The following is a 15,160-nucleotide window of genomic DNA, read 5'->3' as shown; positions in this document are numbered from 1 at the left end:
CCGGCCGCCCTCACCGGGCGGACCGATTCAGACCACCGGGCCATGCGGCCTTTCCGGTCATCGGTCCGCCCGCCGTGTCAGCCGGGCTTCTTCTTGTTGGGATCGACCTCCTCGAAGTCGGCATCCACCACCTTGTCGCCGCCCGGCTGCTGGCCGCCGGCGCCGCCGGCACCGGCCGCCCCCTGGGCGCCGCCCGCCGCCTGCTCGCTGGCCTGCTGCGCCTTGTAGAGCGCCTCACCCATCTTCATGGCGGCCTGGGAGAGCTTCTCCCCGGCGCTGCGCAGGGTCTCGGGGTCCTGGCTCTCCAGCGCGGTGCGGGCCTCGGCCATCGCCGCCTCGACCTCGGCCTTCTCCGTCGCACCGACCTTGTCGCCGTTCTCCTTCAGCGTCCTGTCGGTGCTGTGGATCAGGGCCTCCAGCTGGTTCCGGGCCTCGACCGTCTCGCGGCGCTTCCGGTCGGCTTCCGCATTCGCCTCGGCCTCCTTCACCATCCGCTCGATATCGGCGTCCGACAGGCCGGACTTGGCCTGGATGCGGATCTGCTGCTCCTTGTTGGTGGCCTTGTCCTTGGCGCTGACGGAAACGATGCCGTTCGCGTCGATGTCGAAGGTCACCTCGATCTGCGGGACGCCGCGCGGCGCGGGCGGGATGCCCTGCAGGTCGAAATTGCCCAGCAGCTTGTTGTCCGCCGCCATCTCGCGCTCACCCTGGTAGACCTTGATGGTGACCGCGGTCTGGTTGTCGTCGGCCGTCGAGAAGATCTGGCTCTTCTTGGTCGGGATCGTGGTGTTGCGGTCGATCAGCCGGGTGAAGACGCCGCCCAGCGTCTCGATGCCCAGGCTGAGCGGGGTGACGTCGAGCAGCAGGACGTCCTTCACCTCGCCCTTCAGCACGCCGCCCTGGATCGCCGCGCCGATGGCCACGACCTCGTCCGGGTTGACGTTGCGGGCCGGCTCCTTGCCGAAGAAGGACTTCACCGTGTCGATGACCTTCGGCATGCGGGTCATGCCGCCGACCAGGATCACCTCGTCGATCTCACCGGCCGAGACGCCGGCATCCTTCAGCGCCTGGCGGCAGGGCTCGAGCGTCTTCTGGATCAGGTCGTCCACCAGGCTCTCGAGCTTCGCCCGGGTCAGCGTCATCACCAGGTGCTTGGGCCCGGAGGCGTCGGCGGTGATGAAGGGCAGGTTGATCTCGGTCTGCTTGGAGCTCGACAGCTCGATCTTCGCCTTCTCGGCGGCTTCCTTCAGCCGCTGCAGGGCCAGCTTGTCGCCGCGCAGGTCGATGCCCTGTTCCTTGCGGAACTCATCGGCCAGGTAGTCGATGATGCGCGCGTCGAAATCCTCGCCGCCCAGGAAGGTATCGCCGTTGGTCGACTTCACCTCGAAGACGCCGTCGCCGATCTCCAGGACGGAGACGTCGAAGGTGCCGCCGCCGAGGTCGTAGACCGCGATGGTGCCGCCCTTCTTCTGGTCCATGCCGTAGGCGAGCGCGGCCGCCGTCGGCTCATTGATGATGCGCAGCACCTCGAGGCCCGCGATCTGGCCGGCTTCCTTGGTGGCCTGGCGCTGGGCGTCGTTGAAGTAGGCGGGGACGGTGATGACGGCCTGCGTCACCTTCTCGCCGAGGTAGGACTCGGCCGTCTCCTTCATCTTGGTCAGGATATAGGCGCTGATCTGCTGCGGCGCGTGCTTCTGCCCGTCCACCTCGACCCAGGCATCGCCGTTGTCGGCGCGCACGATGTGGTAGGGGACGAGACCCATGTCCTTCTTGACCATGGGGTCTTCGAAGCGGCGGCCGATCAGGCGCTTGACGGCATAGAGGGTGTTGTTTGGGTTGGTGACGGCCTGGCGCTTCGCGCTCTGCCCCACCAGGCGTTCGCCGTTCTTGGCGAAGGCGACCATGGAGGGGGTGGTGCGCGCGCCCTCGGCGTTCTCGATCACCCGGACATCCTTGCCTTCCATGATGGCGACGCAGGAGTTGGTGGTACCGAGGTCGATGCCGATGACTTTGCTCATCCGTTAACGCTCCTTCGTGGCAGGCAGGGGCGGCCCGCGATGGCGCCGCGCCTGCCCCCGTCCTCTGACGGATGGGGTGGTGTGGTGGGTCCGGTCCCGCCCGGCCGGGCGGGCCGTCTCGACCGGGGATGTATTGAGCGGAAGGGGCGGGGACAAGGGGGTGGGTGGGGGTGGAAACGGAAAGGGCCGGGGGGTTGCCCCCTGGCCCCTTGCAGTAGCCGCCGGCCGGACCGGCCAGAAACAGGCTTGGATGGTTCAAACGAATGATATCGGCCCTGCGAAGCAGGCGGTGTCCGCCTTCAGGAACGCGCCGATGGCGAGCGCCTCCTTCCGACCGCTGAAGCGTTGATCAGCCCACCAAAAGCGACAATCGGTGCGCCCAACCTTTGTTGCCGACTTTCCCATGCTCATGTGTCTAGGCTTGCGGGACATGCCGAGCGTGAAGGGGCGGGACCTAGGGTGAGCCCCGCCCCTGCGAGCATAAGTCCAGGTCAGGAACGCGTCGCGCTCCCGCTCACGACACCAAAATGGAGGCGTCAGAACAGTTCTGGAAGGTCACTCAAAGCGATTCCTCGGTCCGCGTGGCGTCACGCCGGCCACGCGCCTGCGGCCGGACAGAAGCCGTGCACTGCTGCCGCTACGCCAGCATGCATGGTGACCAGCGGGCGGTGTCCGCCGTGATTGGATGGCCGCACCGGCAGTTTGCCGACCGGCGCGCCGCCCTCACACCTTCGCCGCCACTACAACATCAGCGGCTTCAGCAGCCGCCCGTTCAGCGTCCGGCCGGCCGTCCAGGCCCGCAGCACCGTTCCCGACGCCACGCTCCCGGGCGCGGGCCGCACAGCTTTGACGATCTCACGCCAGGGGGATCGGAACTCAATTCGCCACTCCAGCAGAACGAAACACCGCGCGCCTTTGACCTCGCTCATGGCGCCCCCGCCCCCGCGCGCCCTTCAAGAAGGCGGGGATGCCGCCGACATCCCGCGCACGGAGCCAGGTCGACGCTTGATGCCCATTCCCGAAGCTGACCCGAAGACCGGGGCAGGCCCCGAAGCGCAGGGGACGGCGCCGGCCGATGCGGCGCAGCTGCCGGTCCCGCTGCCCGGCGGCACCGCGCCCCCTGCCCTGCCGGCAGCCGCGCCCCGCCGCGCGCCGCGCGCCCGGCGCTGGCGCGGCTGGCTGCTCGGCCTGCTCCTGCTGCTCGGCGCCGGCTATGCCGCCATGCCTGGCCTGCTCGGCCCCGTGATACCGGCCGAGCCGGTGATCCGCGGCCGGCTGGTGCAAAGCGTGGTCGCCACCGGCCGGGTGGAAAACCCGCACCGCATCAGCATCGGCACCCAGATCGCCGGCACTGTCGCCGCCATCCCGGTGGAACGCGGCCAGGCGGTGCAGGCCGGCCAGCTCCTGATCGCCCTCGACGACCGGGAGGCGCGGGCGACGACCGAGCAGGCCGAGGCGGCGTTGGCCCAGGCCGAGGCGCGGATCCGCCAGATCCGCGACCTGACCCTGCCCGCCGCCGAACAGTCCCTCCGCCAGGCGGAGGCGATCCTCGACAACGCCCGGCAGAGCTACAGCCGCACCGAACGGCTGCATGCCGGCCGCGTCGCCACCCAGGCGCAGCTCGACGAAGCGCAGCGCGCGCTTTCCGTGGCCGAGGCCGTGGCCCGCGGGGCGCGGCTGCAGGTGGAGAACAACCGCCCCGGCGGGACCGAGACCGCGCTGGCCGAAACGGCGCTGCGCCAGGCCCGGGCGACGCTGGCCGCCGCAAGGGCGCGGCTGGCCTATGCGCGGATCGAGGCGCCGGTGGCGGGCACGCTGATCCGCCGGGATGTCGAGCCGGGCGATGTGGTGCAGCCGGGCAAGGTGCTGATGGTCCTCTCCCCCGCCGGGGTGACGGAGGTCATCATCCAGCTCGATGAACGCAATCTCGGCCGCATCGCGCCCGGGCAGCAGGCGGTGGTCTCGGCCGATGCCTTCCCCGACCGGCCCTTCCCGGCCGTCCTCAGCTACGTCAATCCCGGCGTCGATCCGCAGCGCGCGGCGGTGGAGGTGCGGCTGCGCGTGCCGGAGCCGCCGGACTTCCTGCGGCAGGACATGACCGTCTCGGTCGACATCGCCGTGGCCGAGCGGCCGGATGCGCTGATCCTGCCGGCGGCGGCCCTGCTGGAGGGAGCGGGCGGGCAGGCCGAGGTGATGCGCGTGGCGGAAGGCCGGGCGCAGCGCCAGCCCGTGCGGATCGGCCTGCAGGGCCGCCGCGGCGTCGAGGTGCTGGAGGGGCTGCGGGAAGGCGACCTGGTCATCCCCGCCACCGCCGCGGCCGGGCTGCGGGAAGGCGGCCGGGTGCGGCCGGCCTCGCCGTGAAGCGCTTCCTGCCCTTCGAGCTGATCGCGGCGCTGCGCTTCCTGCGGGAAGGGCGGATGCAGACCGCCTTCATCCTGGCCGGCGTCACCATCGGCGTCGCCGTCATCGTCTTCATGTCGGCGCTGCTGGCGGGGCTGCAGGCCAATTTCATCAAGCGGGTCCTCACCTCCCAGGCGCATGTCATGCTGCTGCCGCCGGAGGAGGTGGCGCGGCCGCAGCGCGGCGGCGAGCCGGGCGTGGTCGAGGATGCCGTGGTGCAGCGCCCGGCCCAGCGGCTGCGCTCGATCGACCAGTGGCAGGCCATCCTCGGCCAGCTCCGCGAGATGCCGGAGGTGCGGATCGCCTCTCCCGTCGCCGCCGGCTCGGCGCTTGCGGTGCGGGGGGAGGCCAGCCGCTCCGTCACCGTCACCGGGGTGGAGCCGGAGACCTATTTCCAGGTGGTTCGCCTGCCCGACAACATCGCCGCCGGCACGCCGCGGCTGACCAGCCAGGACATCATCATCGGCACCGAGCTGGCGCGGCTGGTCGGCGTGGAGGTGGGGGACCGCCTCCGCCTCTCCGCCGCCTCCGGCCGCGACGCGGTGCTGACGGTGACCGCGCTCTTCGACCTCGGCAACAAGCAGGTGAACGAGCGCAGCGTCTTCGTCGCGCTCCGCACGGCGCAGAGCCTGCTGGGGCTGGAGGGCGGCGTGACCAGCCTGGAGATCACGGTGGGCGATGTCTGGGCGGCGGAGGTCATCGCGCAGGCCATCCGGCGGCTGACCGGCATCCGGGCCGATAGCTGGATCAGCACCAACATCCAGTTCTTCACCGCGGTGAACGCACAGCAGATGACGAACACGCTGATCCGAGTCTTCGTCGGCCTCTCGGTCGCGCTCGGCATCGCCAGCGTCCTCGTCGTCTCGGTGGTGCAGCGCTCGCGCGAGATCGGCATCCTGCGCGCCATGGGGGCGCGGCGCGGCCAGGTGATGCGCATCTTCCTGATCCAGGGCGGGGTGCTGGGCCTGCTCGGCTCCCTCTCCGGCTCCCTGCTGGGCGCCGGGGCGGTCATCGCCTGGCACAGCCTCGCCCGGCAGGCCGATGGCAGCGAGCTCTTCCCGCTGATCCTGCAGGCCTCGCTCTTCCTCGGCGCGGCGGTGCTCGCCATGCTGACCGGCGTGCTGGCCGCCATGGCGCCGGCGCTGCGCGCGGCGCGGCTCGACCCGGTGGTGGCGATCCGTGGCTGAGGGGCCGCTGCCGGCCGCGCCCGTGCTGCAGCTGGCGGGCGTGCGCAAGGCCTTCAATCTCGGGCTGCCGACGGAGGTGGAGGTGCTGCACGGCATCGACCTCACGCTCCGCCGGGGCGAGTTCTGCGCGCTCATCGGCCCGTCCGGCTCGGGCAAGAGCACGCTGCTGAACCTGATCGGCCTGCTCGACCGCCCGACGGCGGGGCAATTGCTGATCGAGGGGCAGGACACCGGCGCGCTGGAGGATGCCGCGCTGACGCAGCTGCGCGGCCGCAGCATCGGCTTCGTCTTCCAGCACCACCACCTCATCACCGCCTTCACCGCCGCCGAGAACGTGATGATGCCGCTGCTGCTCGACCGCGGCTGGCCGGGGGAGGCGATGCGGCGCGTGGCGGAATCGCTGCTGGAGCGGGTCGGGCTCGCGCGCTGGCGGGACTACCCGGTGAACCGCCTCTCGGGCGGGCAGCAGCAGCGCGTGGCGATCGCCCGCGCGCTCGCCATGGACCCGCCCCTGGTGCTGGCCGATGAGCCGACGGGGAACCTGGACACGAAATCGGCCGATGCCGCCTTCGACCTGATGCGGGAGTTCAACCGCAGCCGCGGCACCACCTTCCTGATCGTAACGCATGACCCGCGCCTCGCGCGCCGCTGCGACCGGATCATCGAGGTGGTGGATGGCCGCATCCTCTCGGACGCGCCGGTGGCGGCCCTGGCGGCGCCGGCTTTCCCCCCGGCAGGCTGACGGAAGGATGTGGTGAGCGGCGCGGAATCCCTTGCAAACCGCCTTTTGTGCGGCGCGATACAGGAGAGAGAGAGGGGAGGAACATCAACCTGGAGATCCCCCCTGCCGCCCTTTTTCCTCGGCCTGTCCGTCCTGCTCATGGTCAACCTGGGGGTCGACCATGAGGCCCGGCGCGAGGGCTTCGACGAGCTGAAGGCGGGCGCACGCCTCGGCGCCTGAGGGCGCCCCTGCGGAGCACCGGCCCTGCCGTGCCCGCCAGCGGCGGATCGTGTCGGGAGGCGGAAGCCAATCCGGCGCGGGTCATTGCCCGGCGCATGTCATTGCCCGGCGCATGGAAGCACACGGCCGGGCCCGCACGCCCGGCGGCGCCCCACCCTATCCCCCGTGCCGCCGCGCGACATGCAGCGCCAGCTGCGCGCCGAGCGCGCCCGCCAGCATCCAGGCGCCGGTGGCGATCCCCGCCCCGCCCTCGGTCACGCCGGCCAGCACCGTCGCCAGCGCGCCCGCCCCCATCTGCAGCGCGCCGACGAGGCCGGAGGCGGTGCCGGCCAGTTGCGGCCGCACGCTGACCGCGGCGGCGATCGCGCTCGGCTGGGTCATGCCGTTGCCGAGCGCGACCACCGCCATGGGCAGGAAGAACAGGACGAGGCCCGACGGGGCCAGCAGCGGCAGCAGCAGCGCGGCGAGGCCGCCGATCGTGGTCAGCACGGCCCCGAAGCGCAGCATGCGCGAGGTGCCGAGCCGCTGCACCAGCCGTGCCGCGGTGAAGGTCCCGCTGCTCCAGCCGACCGAGATCGCCATCATCGCGACCGCATAGGTCGTCGCGGTATGGCCAAGGCCCTGCACCACCACCATCGGCCCGCCGGCGGCGAAGGCGAAGAACATGGAGGTCGCGCAGGCGGTGATGGCGCAATAGGCCCGGAAGACCGGGATGCGCAGCAATGTCAGATAGGCGCCGAGCATCCCGCCGAGCCCCGGCAGCGGCGCCGGCTGGGCCAGCGTCTCCGGCAGCCTGGCCCGCACCGCCAGCAGCAGCGGCAGGCCGAAGACCAGGCAGGCGAGCATGCTGGCGCGCCAGCCGAAATGCTCCTGCAGCACCGCGCCGATGAGCGGCGAGAGCATGGGCGCGACCGCCATGGCGGTGCTGACATAGCCGAGCACCGCCGCCGCCCGTTCCCGCGGGTAGCTGTCGCGGATCATGGCGCGGCCGAGCACGAGGCCGGCGCAGCCGCCGAGCGCCTGGGCGATGCGCGCCGCGATCAGCCAGCCGGCGGAGGGTGCCAGCACCGCGGCGACGCTGCCCACCAGATAGAGCACGAGCCCGCCCATCAGCAGCGGCTTCCGCCCGTAGCGGTCCGAGAGCGGGCCATAGACGAGCTGCCCCGCGGCGACGCCCGCCAGGAAGAGCGTGAGCGTGAGCTGGATGGTGGCGTAGGGCACCGCGAGCGCGACCGCGAGGGCCGGCAGGCTCGGGATCAGCATCTGCATGGTGAAGGGGCCGAGCCCCGTCATCGCCACCAGCAGCCAGATGGAGGGCTTGGGCCGGGCCGGCGGCCCGGGCATGGGCGCCACCTGGGGCGGCGGGGCGGGGCCGCCCTCCGGGATGTCACGTGGGCTCACGCGTCGGTCTTAGCTGCTGATGGGCGCGGGGGGAACGCGGCGGGCGGCATTCGCCCTCTCACGGATCAGCCAGACCAGCCCGTGCCCCTGCGGCGCCTGCGGGCCGGCCCTCATGCGATGCCGTTGGTGGATGTCATGGCGTCGCCCAGGCGCTGCAGCAGCCGCGCGGGCTGGATGGGTTTCTGGAGCCGCGCAGTCGGCCCGCCGAGCCCGCGCAGGTCCGCCTGCGGCGCCATCGGCGAATAGCCGGTGACCACGACCACCGGCAGCCCGGGATATTGCATCCTGAGGCAGCGAATGACCTCGCGCCCCGGCATGCTGCCGGGGAGGTGGAGGTCCACCACCGCGGCCCTGAGGCGCAGGCCCGGATCGGCGGCCCGGGCCAGGGCGCCGGCGCCGTCGGCCGCCAGCACCGCTTCATGGCCGCCTTCGCTCAGGACCTGCTCAAGCTCCAAGGCCAGCATCGCCTCGTCCTCCACGATGAGGATGACCGACCGCGTCGCCCCGGATGCAGCCGGCATGCGCTGATGACCGGAGTGCATCGCCTATTCGCCGGCAGGGGATTGGTCGGGCGGCGTGGAGTGGGGAAACTCGCCCCCCCTGGCCCGGGCGGGCGTTCCATCCGGCAGGAGCGCATGCTCCACGCTGGCCAGCAGGTCGCCGATGCAGGACGCTTCGGCGAGAAGCCGTCCACTGGAGGCGTCCCGGGCCTGCAGGCTGGTCCCCTCTCGCCTGATCCAGACATGGCGCCCGGCCAGGGCGAGGATGGCGATCTCCCGCCGATCCCGGCTGATCAGGATGTCGATCTGCGCCTCGGGGAAGGCTGCCGCGATGCGCTGCAAGCCCGCATGGTCGTCTCGGGTGAGGCGCTGCTGCGCAGTGAAGGGGAGAACGACGCCATGCCGCATGGTGCGCTTCCGATCTGGAATAGCGCAAAACTATGTTACATGCCCCCGCATATTCAACCCCTGATTTCAATCTGCGCGCCCCGACAATGCCGTAACCACCGCCGATCCCCTGCTGATCAGAACAGGGCCGCGCTGTTCCACGAAATTGTCCTGCGCGAGGCAGGGATCGGCAGGGAGGAGTGCATAGCGGATCGCTCTCGGCGTGACTCTGGCTGGCGTGTCAACGCCCCCGTGCGTGATGGCTGCCGGGGCGTCTCCGCCTTGCCGCGCCGCCCGGCCCTGGTGGCGCGGCAAGGCGCGTTCCGGTTTCAGGCCGCGGTGGACGTGATGGCGTGCTGCACCGCCTGGGCAAGGGCGCTGTAGTCGAGCGGCTTGTTCCGAAGGAGCAGGGGGCCGCCATTCCCCGCCTGCTGCCGCAAGGCCGCTGCGCCACCCGGGGGTGGGGAACCGGTGACCACGAGAACGGGCAGGCCGGGCCGCTCCATCCAGAGCGCCTGGATCAGGCCCTCGCCGCCCAGATCGGGCATCCGCAGATCGGTGATCAGCAGGTCGAGGGTATCGAGCCGCCGGGCTGCCTCCAGCGCCTTCCTGCCATCACCCGCCACGATGACATGGTGACCCTCTGCCTCGAGGCAGTCCGCCAGCGCCATCGCCACCAATGCTTCGTCCTCGGCCAGGATGATCTGCAAGGCCACGGGCAACCTCTCGGGCGCAAAGTCGCCGTGCGGACATCACCACGCACGGTCGATGACCTGAATGGCATACATTACGCCGCATGGAAACGATTCAGTTTGCGACGCATGCGTCCGGAAGGACTCGCCAATGGTCTCCGATGCCATGTGCCAACAAAGGACTGCATGGACCCGCCGTGCTGCGGATGCGGGTTCGCCGACAACTCGCCAGCCACGGCACCAGCACCGGATCGGCATGCCGCGGCCGCGCGGCAGGCCATGTGCGGCGCCGAAAGCACAGTGGCTGAGCTCTTGCAGCAGGCCATATCGGAATGTTGGACGCGCACATTCGACCAAAGGTAGAAATTTGGCCTGCAACCCCCTGTTTTGCGAGCAAAGGCTCCCATGCAGATCGTGCAGGTCGTGACCGAAGCCGAGTACATGCGGGCGATCCTCGAGATCCGGCGTCTCGTTGCCTCCGAGCCTGACAGCGGCACCCCGGACGGGGACCGCCTGGAGGTCCTGACCTGCCTCGCCGAGGCATTCGAGGCAGAGCGCTACCTGCGCGACCTCGCCGATATCGAGGCCCGGTAGGCAGCCCAATACCACCCGATCCGAAGGTGCCCGGCCATGCAGGAGGTCGCCGCCGCCATGTCCCCACCGGTTTCCGTCGCCCTCGATCAGCACGTGTCGTCCGAAAAGGCGCCCCGCCGCACGCCGCATCCAGGCGCAACGGCGTCCCGGAGCGATCCGCGGTTCGGGGCGGCCGTTGCCGGGGAGGATCGCGGCGCCTGCAGCCTCTGGGCCGAGGTCAGGCGCCACTGGCTCGGCGGGGAGTTGCCCGCCTGATCACCGGAGCAACTCGCCAGGGGCGGGAACGACCGGGCGCGTGACGCCGCCCGGCAAACAAGGGGCCACAGCGGATCATCGGACAGAGCAGGGGCGCGCCTCCGGGCGTTGCCACGCTGCGGCGATCCACTGCTGATCACCATTGGCAAATCGAATTGGCACGCCGGGGTGCTCAGGCCCTCCTGCGATCCGCTGTAGACCGATGTTTGTAGAGCAGCTTCACGCTGCGGGGCGTTCACGCCCCTCCGCGATCCGCTCTAATCCCGCGCCGGCAGCGACGGATCCTGTCCCGCCTCCGGCGGTACCGGCGCTGCCGGCCAATTCCAGCGCGGCAGCATCGCCAGCGGCACGCGGGACGCCGTCAGCACCTGCTCCTCCAGCACCAGCGGCACTTCCAGCAGCGGCGGCCCGCCCTCGGCCGGCACGCGGCTCAACAGCCGCAGCACCGTCCGTCCGGTCGCGGCCGCCTGCCGGCTCAGCAGCCCGGCCTGCGCCGCGGCCTGCAGCGCCTCCCCGCCGCCGGCCAGCCGCAGCGTCCCGGCCCCCATGGGCTGCAGCGCCTCGTCCAGCGTCAGCGTCGCCGTCGCGGTCCCGGCCACCGGTCCCCAGCGCAGCGAGGCGGTCCGCAGTTCCAGCGTCCCGCCGCCATCCCGCCAGGCCTCCGCCTTGGCCGCCGGAAAGCGGCCGGGCGGCACCGGCCCGGTCAGCACCAGGCCGAGCAGCGCGCTCTCCACCGACCGGCCGAGCACGCCCACCGCCGCCCCGGCCGCGGCCGGCAACTGCATGTCGCCGGCCGCAAGACGCAGCGCGACCGCCGGCTCGCCCTCGATCGCGGTCATCCGCGTCTCGATCTCCAGCTCCGCGCTCAGCGCTTCCACCGCGCCGCCAGGGGTGCCGAGCCTGAACCGCTCCGCCGTGAGCCGCGCCTCCCGCGGCAGCACGTCCCGCTCCAGCGGCAGGGTGGCCAGCAGGTGGTCGGCGGCGAAAGGCAGGTCGAGCGCGCCGAGCCGGAGCCGGTGCCGTCCGGGCATCTCCACTGCCAGCCGGTCGAGCCGCGGCAGGGCGAGGCGCAGCACCAGCGCGTCCGCCTGCCATTCCATGCCCCCCGGCAGGGTGGCGCCGCCCCCCTCCAGCCGGAATTGCGGCAGGGCCAGGGTCGCGGCGAAGGGCCAGCCGCCGCGGGCGGGCGCGGCATGCTCCACCCGCCAGCCCATGGCGCGGCGCTGCGCCGCCCAGTCGCGGAACCCGGCCTCCAGCTGGCTGCCCATCCAGCGCCAGAGCAGCGCATGCCCTGCCGCGAGCAGCGCGGCCAGCAGCGCGGCGCCGAGCAGCCCGCGCAGGAGCAGGCGGCCGGCACGGCCGGGCGCGGGGGTGCGGAGCGGGTTGAGTGCCATGTCGCGGGGCGATATACGCGACCCGCCCGCGGCCGGGAACGCCGCCCGGACCCGCACGCCCCGCGCAGCGCCTCCCTCCCCCGCCTGCGGGGGCCGGGCGCGCTGCGTCCAATGGGTGGCCGCCGCCGCCCGGCCCGCCACCAGGACCCCGATGACCGCCCCCCACCACGCCGCCGCAGGCCTGCTCGACCCGGACGGGCATCTCTATGTCTTCGGCTATGGCTCGCTGATCTGGCGGCCCGGCTTCGTCCACGCCTCCTCCCACCCCGCCCTGCTGCGCGGCTTCCACCGGCGCTTCTGCCTCTGGAGCCGGCACTACCGCGGCTCGCCGGAGGCACCGGGCCTCGTGCTCGGCCTCGATCGCGGCGGGGCCTGCCGGGGCCTTGCCTTCCGGGTGCCGGCGGCGGAGGCCGGGGCGGTGGTCGATTACCTGGATGAGCGGGAGAATGTGGGGGGCGAGGTGGTCTATGCCCGCCGTCTGCTGCCGCTGCGGCTGCTGGACAGCGGCCGCCTGGTGCGCGGCATCGCCTATGTGGTGGATCGCCGGGCGACGCAGTACTGCCGCCCGGCGGCGGAGGAGGCAGCGCGCGCCATTGCCTGCGGCATGGGCCTGGCCGGGCCGAACCGGGACTACCTGCTGAACACGCTCAGCCATCTCCGCGCCATGGGGGTGCGGGATGCCGGGCTCGACCGCATCGCGGCGCTGCTGCCGCCCGTGCCGGACCCCGCCTGACCGCCGCGGGAGCCTTCCCTGCCCGGCCGCCCATCCCCTGTCCGTGCCGCTACCCGCACGGGTTGTCCACAATCCGGAGCCGGGCAACACCCCTGGCCGCGCAATTGTATTGCAAATACAGAACGAATGCCGCCCCTGACCGGCGACTCGCAAGATTATTCTTGCTAAATCAAAGCCTTGAGTGCCAGCGAGGGCTGTGGACAACATTTGGCCGGCGCTGTGGGAGACCGCGAATATCGGCCCTTTGCAGCCACTTGCGGGTCCCGGCTGGAGTCAGGGACGAACCGCTCCGGCGACACTTTCCACCGGCTTATCCACAGCGCTTCCCACTGTGGGATGAGCAGGGGAAAACTCGATCGCGTCTTCCAGCTGCCGGATCAGCTCCGCCCGCTTCAACCCGGGCGGGATCGGCGGCCGGGCCGCGATGGTGATGATGCCGGGGCGCTTCCGGAAGGCACGCCGCCCCCAGCAGAGCCCGCTATCGGTCGCGACCGGCACCACCGGCAGGCCGGTCGCCGCCGCCAGCGCCGCGATGCCCGGCTGGATCGGCCTGCGCTGCCCAGGCGCGACCCGCGTCCCCTCCGGGAAGATGACGATCTGCCGCCCTTCGCTTGCCGCTTCCTTGCCGGACTTCACCAGATGCCGCACGGCGCTTGCCCCGGCGGCGCGGTCCACCGCGATCTGCCGGGTCTTCCAGGAATACCAGCCATAGACCGGCACCCGGAGCAGCTCGCGCTTCAGCACATAGGCGGCATCCGGCACCAGCGCGAACCAGACGAAGGTGTCGAAGGCCGACTGGTGCTTGGCAGCGATCAGCGCCGCGCCGGATTGCGGCAGGTTCTCCCGCCCCTCCACCCGTACCCGGATGCCGCAGATCACCCGCAGCAGCCCGATCATGATGCGGGCATAGAGCCGCATCGGCGGGATCATCCACTGCCGCGGCGCCAGCATCAGCGGCAGGCAGAGCAGGCCTATCACCAGCGTGACGGTCCAGAAGGCCAGGTTGAACAGCAGGGAACGCAGCCAGGTCATCATCGAGCTTCCGCGGGCGGCGCGGCGGAACCGGAGAGGCCCGCCCGCACCGCAAGGTATTTCAGGTATTCGCGCCCCAGCAGGGACCAGGTGCGCAGCCGCCCCGCCGCGCCGGCTTCCCGCAGCGGCGCCGGCATGACAGGGTGGGGGTAGAGCGCCGCCTCCGGCAGGGCGCGGCGCAGTTCCAGCAGCGCCCGCGGCATGTGGTAGCCGGCGGTGACGATGCGGAGCGAGCCGAGCCCCTCCGCCCGCGCCCAGGCCGCGATCTCCGCCGCATTGCCCCGTGTGGTGGTCGCCTCATGCCCCAGCGCGACGCGGCCCGCCAGATCCTCCCGCCCCATAGCGGCCCGCCGTGCCACATCGGCCAGCGTCACGCCCCGATGCGCGCCGGAGACCAGCAGGACACGCGCCCGCCCCTCCCGCAGCAGCCGGAGGCCCGTCTCGACCCGCTCCGCCCCGCCGGTCAGTACCGCGATGCCGTCGGTCGGCCGGGTCGGCTCGACCGGCCCGGCAGCGGCGAGGCGGAGGAACCAGGCGAAGCCCCCGGCCAGCACCAGCATCGGCAGGATGGGCAGGAGGAGGAGCAGCCAGCGCCGCAGGCCGAAGCGGGCCGCCGCATCCCGGGACCGGGTGAGCGCGATCACGGCAGCCGCCGCAGCCAGAGCCGGAGCGTGACCTGCGCCGTCAGCCAGCCGATCAGCGCCGCCGCCGGCGGCAGCACAGCAAGTTCGGCCCAGGGCAGCCGCCCCCAGGGCAGGCCAGCCGCCGCCCGGCCGCCCAGCAGCGGCGCGGCCAGGTCGGCGAAGCCCGCCAGCACCGGCGCGGCGGCCAGCGTGCCGAGGAGCGCGCCGAGCCCGACCAGCCAAGCGACCCGCCCGGCGAAGCGGCCGGCGATGTCGCCATCCGTGGCGCCCAGCGCATGCAGCAGCGCGATTGCCTCCCGCCGCGCCGCGATGCCCGCCCGTACCGCCACCGCGACCACGGCGGTGGCAATGCCCGCGACCAGCAGCAGCGCCGCCAGCGCGATGGCCTGCAGGCTGCGGGCCAGCGCCAGCAGCCGGGCGACCCAGACGCCATGCGCCTCCACCGAGGCACCAGGCACCGAGGCGGCGATCCGCGCGGCGAGTTCCTCGGGGTCGTCCGGCAGGCTGGCCAGCCGCAGCTCGATCACGGTCGGCAGCGGGATGGCCGGCGCCTCCCCCAGCCAGGGGCGGAGCAGGGCGGCCAGCCGGGCCTGGTCGGCCAGCCGCGCCTCGGCGATCTCCGGCATGGCCACCAGCACCCGGATGGCGCCGTCGGTGCGCGCGCCATGCGGCATCTGCACGGTCAGCGCCGTGGCGGCGCCGCCCTCCCAGCGGGCGGCGAGGTCGGCCGCGCCACGGGCGCCGGCCAGCGTCAGCGCGGCGAGCAACGCCATGGCCGCGACCAGGGCGGGGAGGAGGCGGTCCGAGAGCGCCCGGCGCAGGCCGAGCGGGTCGCGGCCGCGGCTGCGCCTCACCCGCACCGGAGGCCTCCGCGGCGGGCCGGCTGGGCTCCCATGGCGCGATGCGCCATGGGCCGCCCCTGCCCGCCCGGCTCCCACCGGCACCGAAACCCAGCCCGCCGG

General features: G+C 72.4%; 16 protein-coding genes. 6 read left to right on the top strand and 10 right to left on the bottom strand.

What is annotated here, in order from left to right; genetic code table 11:
- Nucleotides 1–77: 77 nt before the first annotated feature.
- Both dnaK and LHA35_RS00715 read right to left on the bottom strand, forming a co-directional pair.
- Entirely contained in the window at nt 78–2,018 is a 1,941-nt protein-coding gene (gene dnaK, locus LHA35_RS00720; protein ID WP_226603211.1) for a molecular chaperone DnaK, read from the bottom strand.
- A gap of 740 nt (nt 2,019–2,758) precedes the next feature.
- Entirely contained in the window at nt 2,759–2,947 is a 189-nt protein-coding gene (locus tag LHA35_RS00715; protein ID WP_226603208.1) for a hypothetical protein, read from the bottom strand.
- Nucleotides 2,948–3,026: 79 nt separating this feature from the next.
- Here LHA35_RS00715 and LHA35_RS00710 point away from each other — a divergent pair, with 79 nt between their 5' ends.
- From LHA35_RS00710 to LHA35_RS00695, 4 genes are read left to right on the top strand one after another with little or no spacing between them, the layout of a single operon-like run.
- The gene (locus LHA35_RS00710; RefSeq protein WP_226603206.1) at nt 3,027–4,379 is read left to right on the top strand and encodes an efflux RND transporter periplasmic adaptor subunit; all 1,353 of its coding nucleotides are present in this window, start codon (nt 3,027–3,029) and stop codon (nt 4,377–4,379) included.
- Nucleotides 4,376–5,605: an FtsX-like permease family protein gene (locus LHA35_RS00705; protein WP_226603200.1), complete on the top strand. Its 1,230-nt coding sequence runs from the start codon at nt 4,376–4,378 to the stop codon at nt 5,603–5,605. Before LHA35_RS00710 ends, LHA35_RS00705 begins: the two co-directional genes overlap by 4 nt.
- The gene (locus tag LHA35_RS00700) at nt 5,598–6,347 is read left to right on the top strand and encodes an ABC transporter ATP-binding protein (protein WP_226603196.1); all 750 of its coding nucleotides are present in this window, start codon (nt 5,598–5,600) and stop codon (nt 6,345–6,347) included. Before LHA35_RS00705 ends, LHA35_RS00700 begins: the two co-directional genes overlap by 8 nt.
- Before the next feature lie 12 nt (nt 6,348–6,359).
- Nucleotides 6,360–6,566 (top strand): hypothetical protein, encoded by a 207-nt coding sequence (locus tag LHA35_RS00695; protein WP_226603191.1) that lies wholly within the window; start codon nt 6,360–6,362, stop codon nt 6,564–6,566.
- 156 nt (nt 6,567–6,722) lie between these two features.
- Here the strand turns inward: LHA35_RS00695 and LHA35_RS00690 are convergent, their stop codons facing one another.
- The 4 genes from LHA35_RS00690 to LHA35_RS00675 all read right to left on the bottom strand — a co-directional run bounded on the left by LHA35_RS00690 (nt 6,723) and on the right by LHA35_RS00675 (nt 9,570).
- Nucleotides 6,723–7,967 carry a multidrug effflux MFS transporter gene (locus tag LHA35_RS00690; RefSeq protein WP_226603187.1) on the bottom strand — a complete coding sequence of 415 codons (1,245 nt, stop codon included), beginning with the start codon at nt 7,965–7,967 and terminating at the stop codon, nt 6,723–6,725.
- Nucleotides 7,968–8,077: 110 nt separating this feature from the next.
- On the bottom strand, nt 8,078–8,446 hold the full coding sequence (locus tag LHA35_RS00685; RefSeq protein ID WP_338050832.1) for a response regulator: 369 nt from the start codon (nt 8,444–8,446) through the stop codon (nt 8,078–8,080).
- Nucleotides 8,447–8,512: 66 nt separating this feature from the next.
- Complete coding sequence (locus LHA35_RS00680) at nt 8,513–8,875, bottom strand: hypothetical protein (protein WP_226603180.1); 363 nt, start codon at nt 8,873–8,875, stop codon at nt 8,513–8,515.
- A 308-nt stretch (nt 8,876–9,183) separates the two neighbouring features.
- Nucleotides 9,184–9,570, bottom strand: a complete 387-nt coding sequence (locus LHA35_RS00675) for a response regulator (RefSeq protein ID WP_226603177.1) — start codon at nt 9,568–9,570, stop codon at nt 9,184–9,186.
- 381 nt (nt 9,571–9,951) lie between these two features.
- On the opposite strand from LHA35_RS00675, the gene LHA35_RS00670 reads away from it, so the two are divergent.
- Nucleotides 9,952–10,140 carry a hypothetical protein gene (locus LHA35_RS00670; protein ID WP_226603174.1) on the top strand — a complete coding sequence of 63 codons (189 nt, stop codon included), beginning with the start codon at nt 9,952–9,954 and terminating at the stop codon, nt 10,138–10,140.
- Nucleotides 10,141–10,652: 512 nt separating this feature from the next.
- Here the strand turns inward: LHA35_RS00670 and LHA35_RS00665 are convergent.
- Nucleotides 10,653–11,789 carry a DUF2125 domain-containing protein gene (locus LHA35_RS00665; RefSeq protein ID WP_226603173.1) on the bottom strand — a complete coding sequence of 379 codons (1,137 nt, stop codon included), beginning with the start codon at nt 11,787–11,789 and terminating at the stop codon, nt 10,653–10,655.
- Nucleotides 11,790–11,940: 151 nt separating this feature from the next.
- On the opposite strand from LHA35_RS00665, the gene LHA35_RS00660 reads away from it, so the two are divergent.
- Nucleotides 11,941–12,522 carry a gamma-glutamylcyclotransferase gene (locus tag LHA35_RS00660; protein ID WP_226603170.1) on the top strand — a complete coding sequence of 194 codons (582 nt, stop codon included), beginning with the start codon at nt 11,941–11,943 and terminating at the stop codon, nt 12,520–12,522.
- A 273-nt stretch (nt 12,523–12,795) separates the two neighbouring features.
- On the opposite strand, the gene LHA35_RS00655 is transcribed toward LHA35_RS00660, so the two are convergent.
- The 3 genes from LHA35_RS00655 to LHA35_RS00645 are packed head-to-tail and all read right to left on the bottom strand — an operon-like array spanning nt 12,796 to nt 15,058.
- A complete protein-coding gene (locus tag LHA35_RS00655) occupies nt 12,796–13,554 on the bottom strand; it encodes a lysophospholipid acyltransferase family protein (RefSeq protein ID WP_226603168.1) in 759 nt (252 codons plus the stop codon).
- Nucleotides 13,554–14,198 (bottom strand): YdcF family protein, encoded by a 645-nt coding sequence (locus tag LHA35_RS00650; RefSeq protein ID WP_226603165.1) that lies wholly within the window; start codon nt 14,196–14,198, stop codon nt 13,554–13,556. The genes LHA35_RS00655 and LHA35_RS00650 overlap by 1 nt, the downstream gene beginning before the upstream one ends.
- Nucleotides 14,195–15,058, bottom strand: coding sequence for a cell division protein FtsX (locus LHA35_RS00645; RefSeq protein WP_226603162.1), 864 nt, complete (start codon nt 15,056–15,058; stop codon nt 14,195–14,197). Before LHA35_RS00645 ends, LHA35_RS00650 begins: the two co-directional genes overlap by 4 nt.
- Between the last annotated feature and the right edge of the window lie 102 nt (nt 15,059–15,160).

Source organism: Roseicella aerolata, from assembly GCF_020523605.1.
Taxonomy (GTDB): domain Bacteria; phylum Pseudomonadota; class Alphaproteobacteria; order Acetobacterales; family Acetobacteraceae; genus Paracraurococcus; species Paracraurococcus aerolatus.
This window is presented reverse-complemented; position numbering and strand designations above follow the sequence as displayed.

Bases quoted from the DNA above. Each gene is read 5' to 3' on its own strand.
- LHA35_RS00670 (WP_226603174.1), top strand. From the start codon at position 9,952: ATGCAGATCGTGCAGGTCGTGACCGAAGCCGAGTACATGCGGGCGATC.
- LHA35_RS00665 (WP_226603173.1), bottom strand. From the start codon at position 11,789: ATGGCACTCAACCCGCTCCGCACCCCCGCGCCCGGCCGTGCCGGCCGC.
- LHA35_RS00680 (WP_226603180.1), bottom strand. From the start codon at position 8,875: ATGCGGCATGGCGTCGTTCTCCCCTTCACTGCGCAGCAGCGCCTCACC.
- LHA35_RS00655 (WP_226603168.1), bottom strand. From the start codon at position 13,554: ATGACCTGGCTGCGTTCCCTGCTGTTCAACCTGGCCTTCTGGACCGTC.
- LHA35_RS00715 (WP_226603208.1), bottom strand. From the start codon at position 2,947: ATGAGCGAGGTCAAAGGCGCGCGGTGTTTCGTTCTGCTGGAGTGGCGA.
- LHA35_RS00710 (WP_226603206.1), top strand. From the start codon at position 3,027: ATGCCCATTCCCGAAGCTGACCCGAAGACCGGGGCAGGCCCCGAAGCG.
- LHA35_RS00660 (WP_226603170.1), top strand. From the start codon at position 11,941: ATGACCGCCCCCCACCACGCCGCCGCAGGCCTGCTCGACCCGGACGGG.
- dnaK (WP_226603211.1), bottom strand. From the start codon at position 2,018: ATGAGCAAAGTCATCGGCATCGACCTCGGTACCACCAACTCCTGCGTC.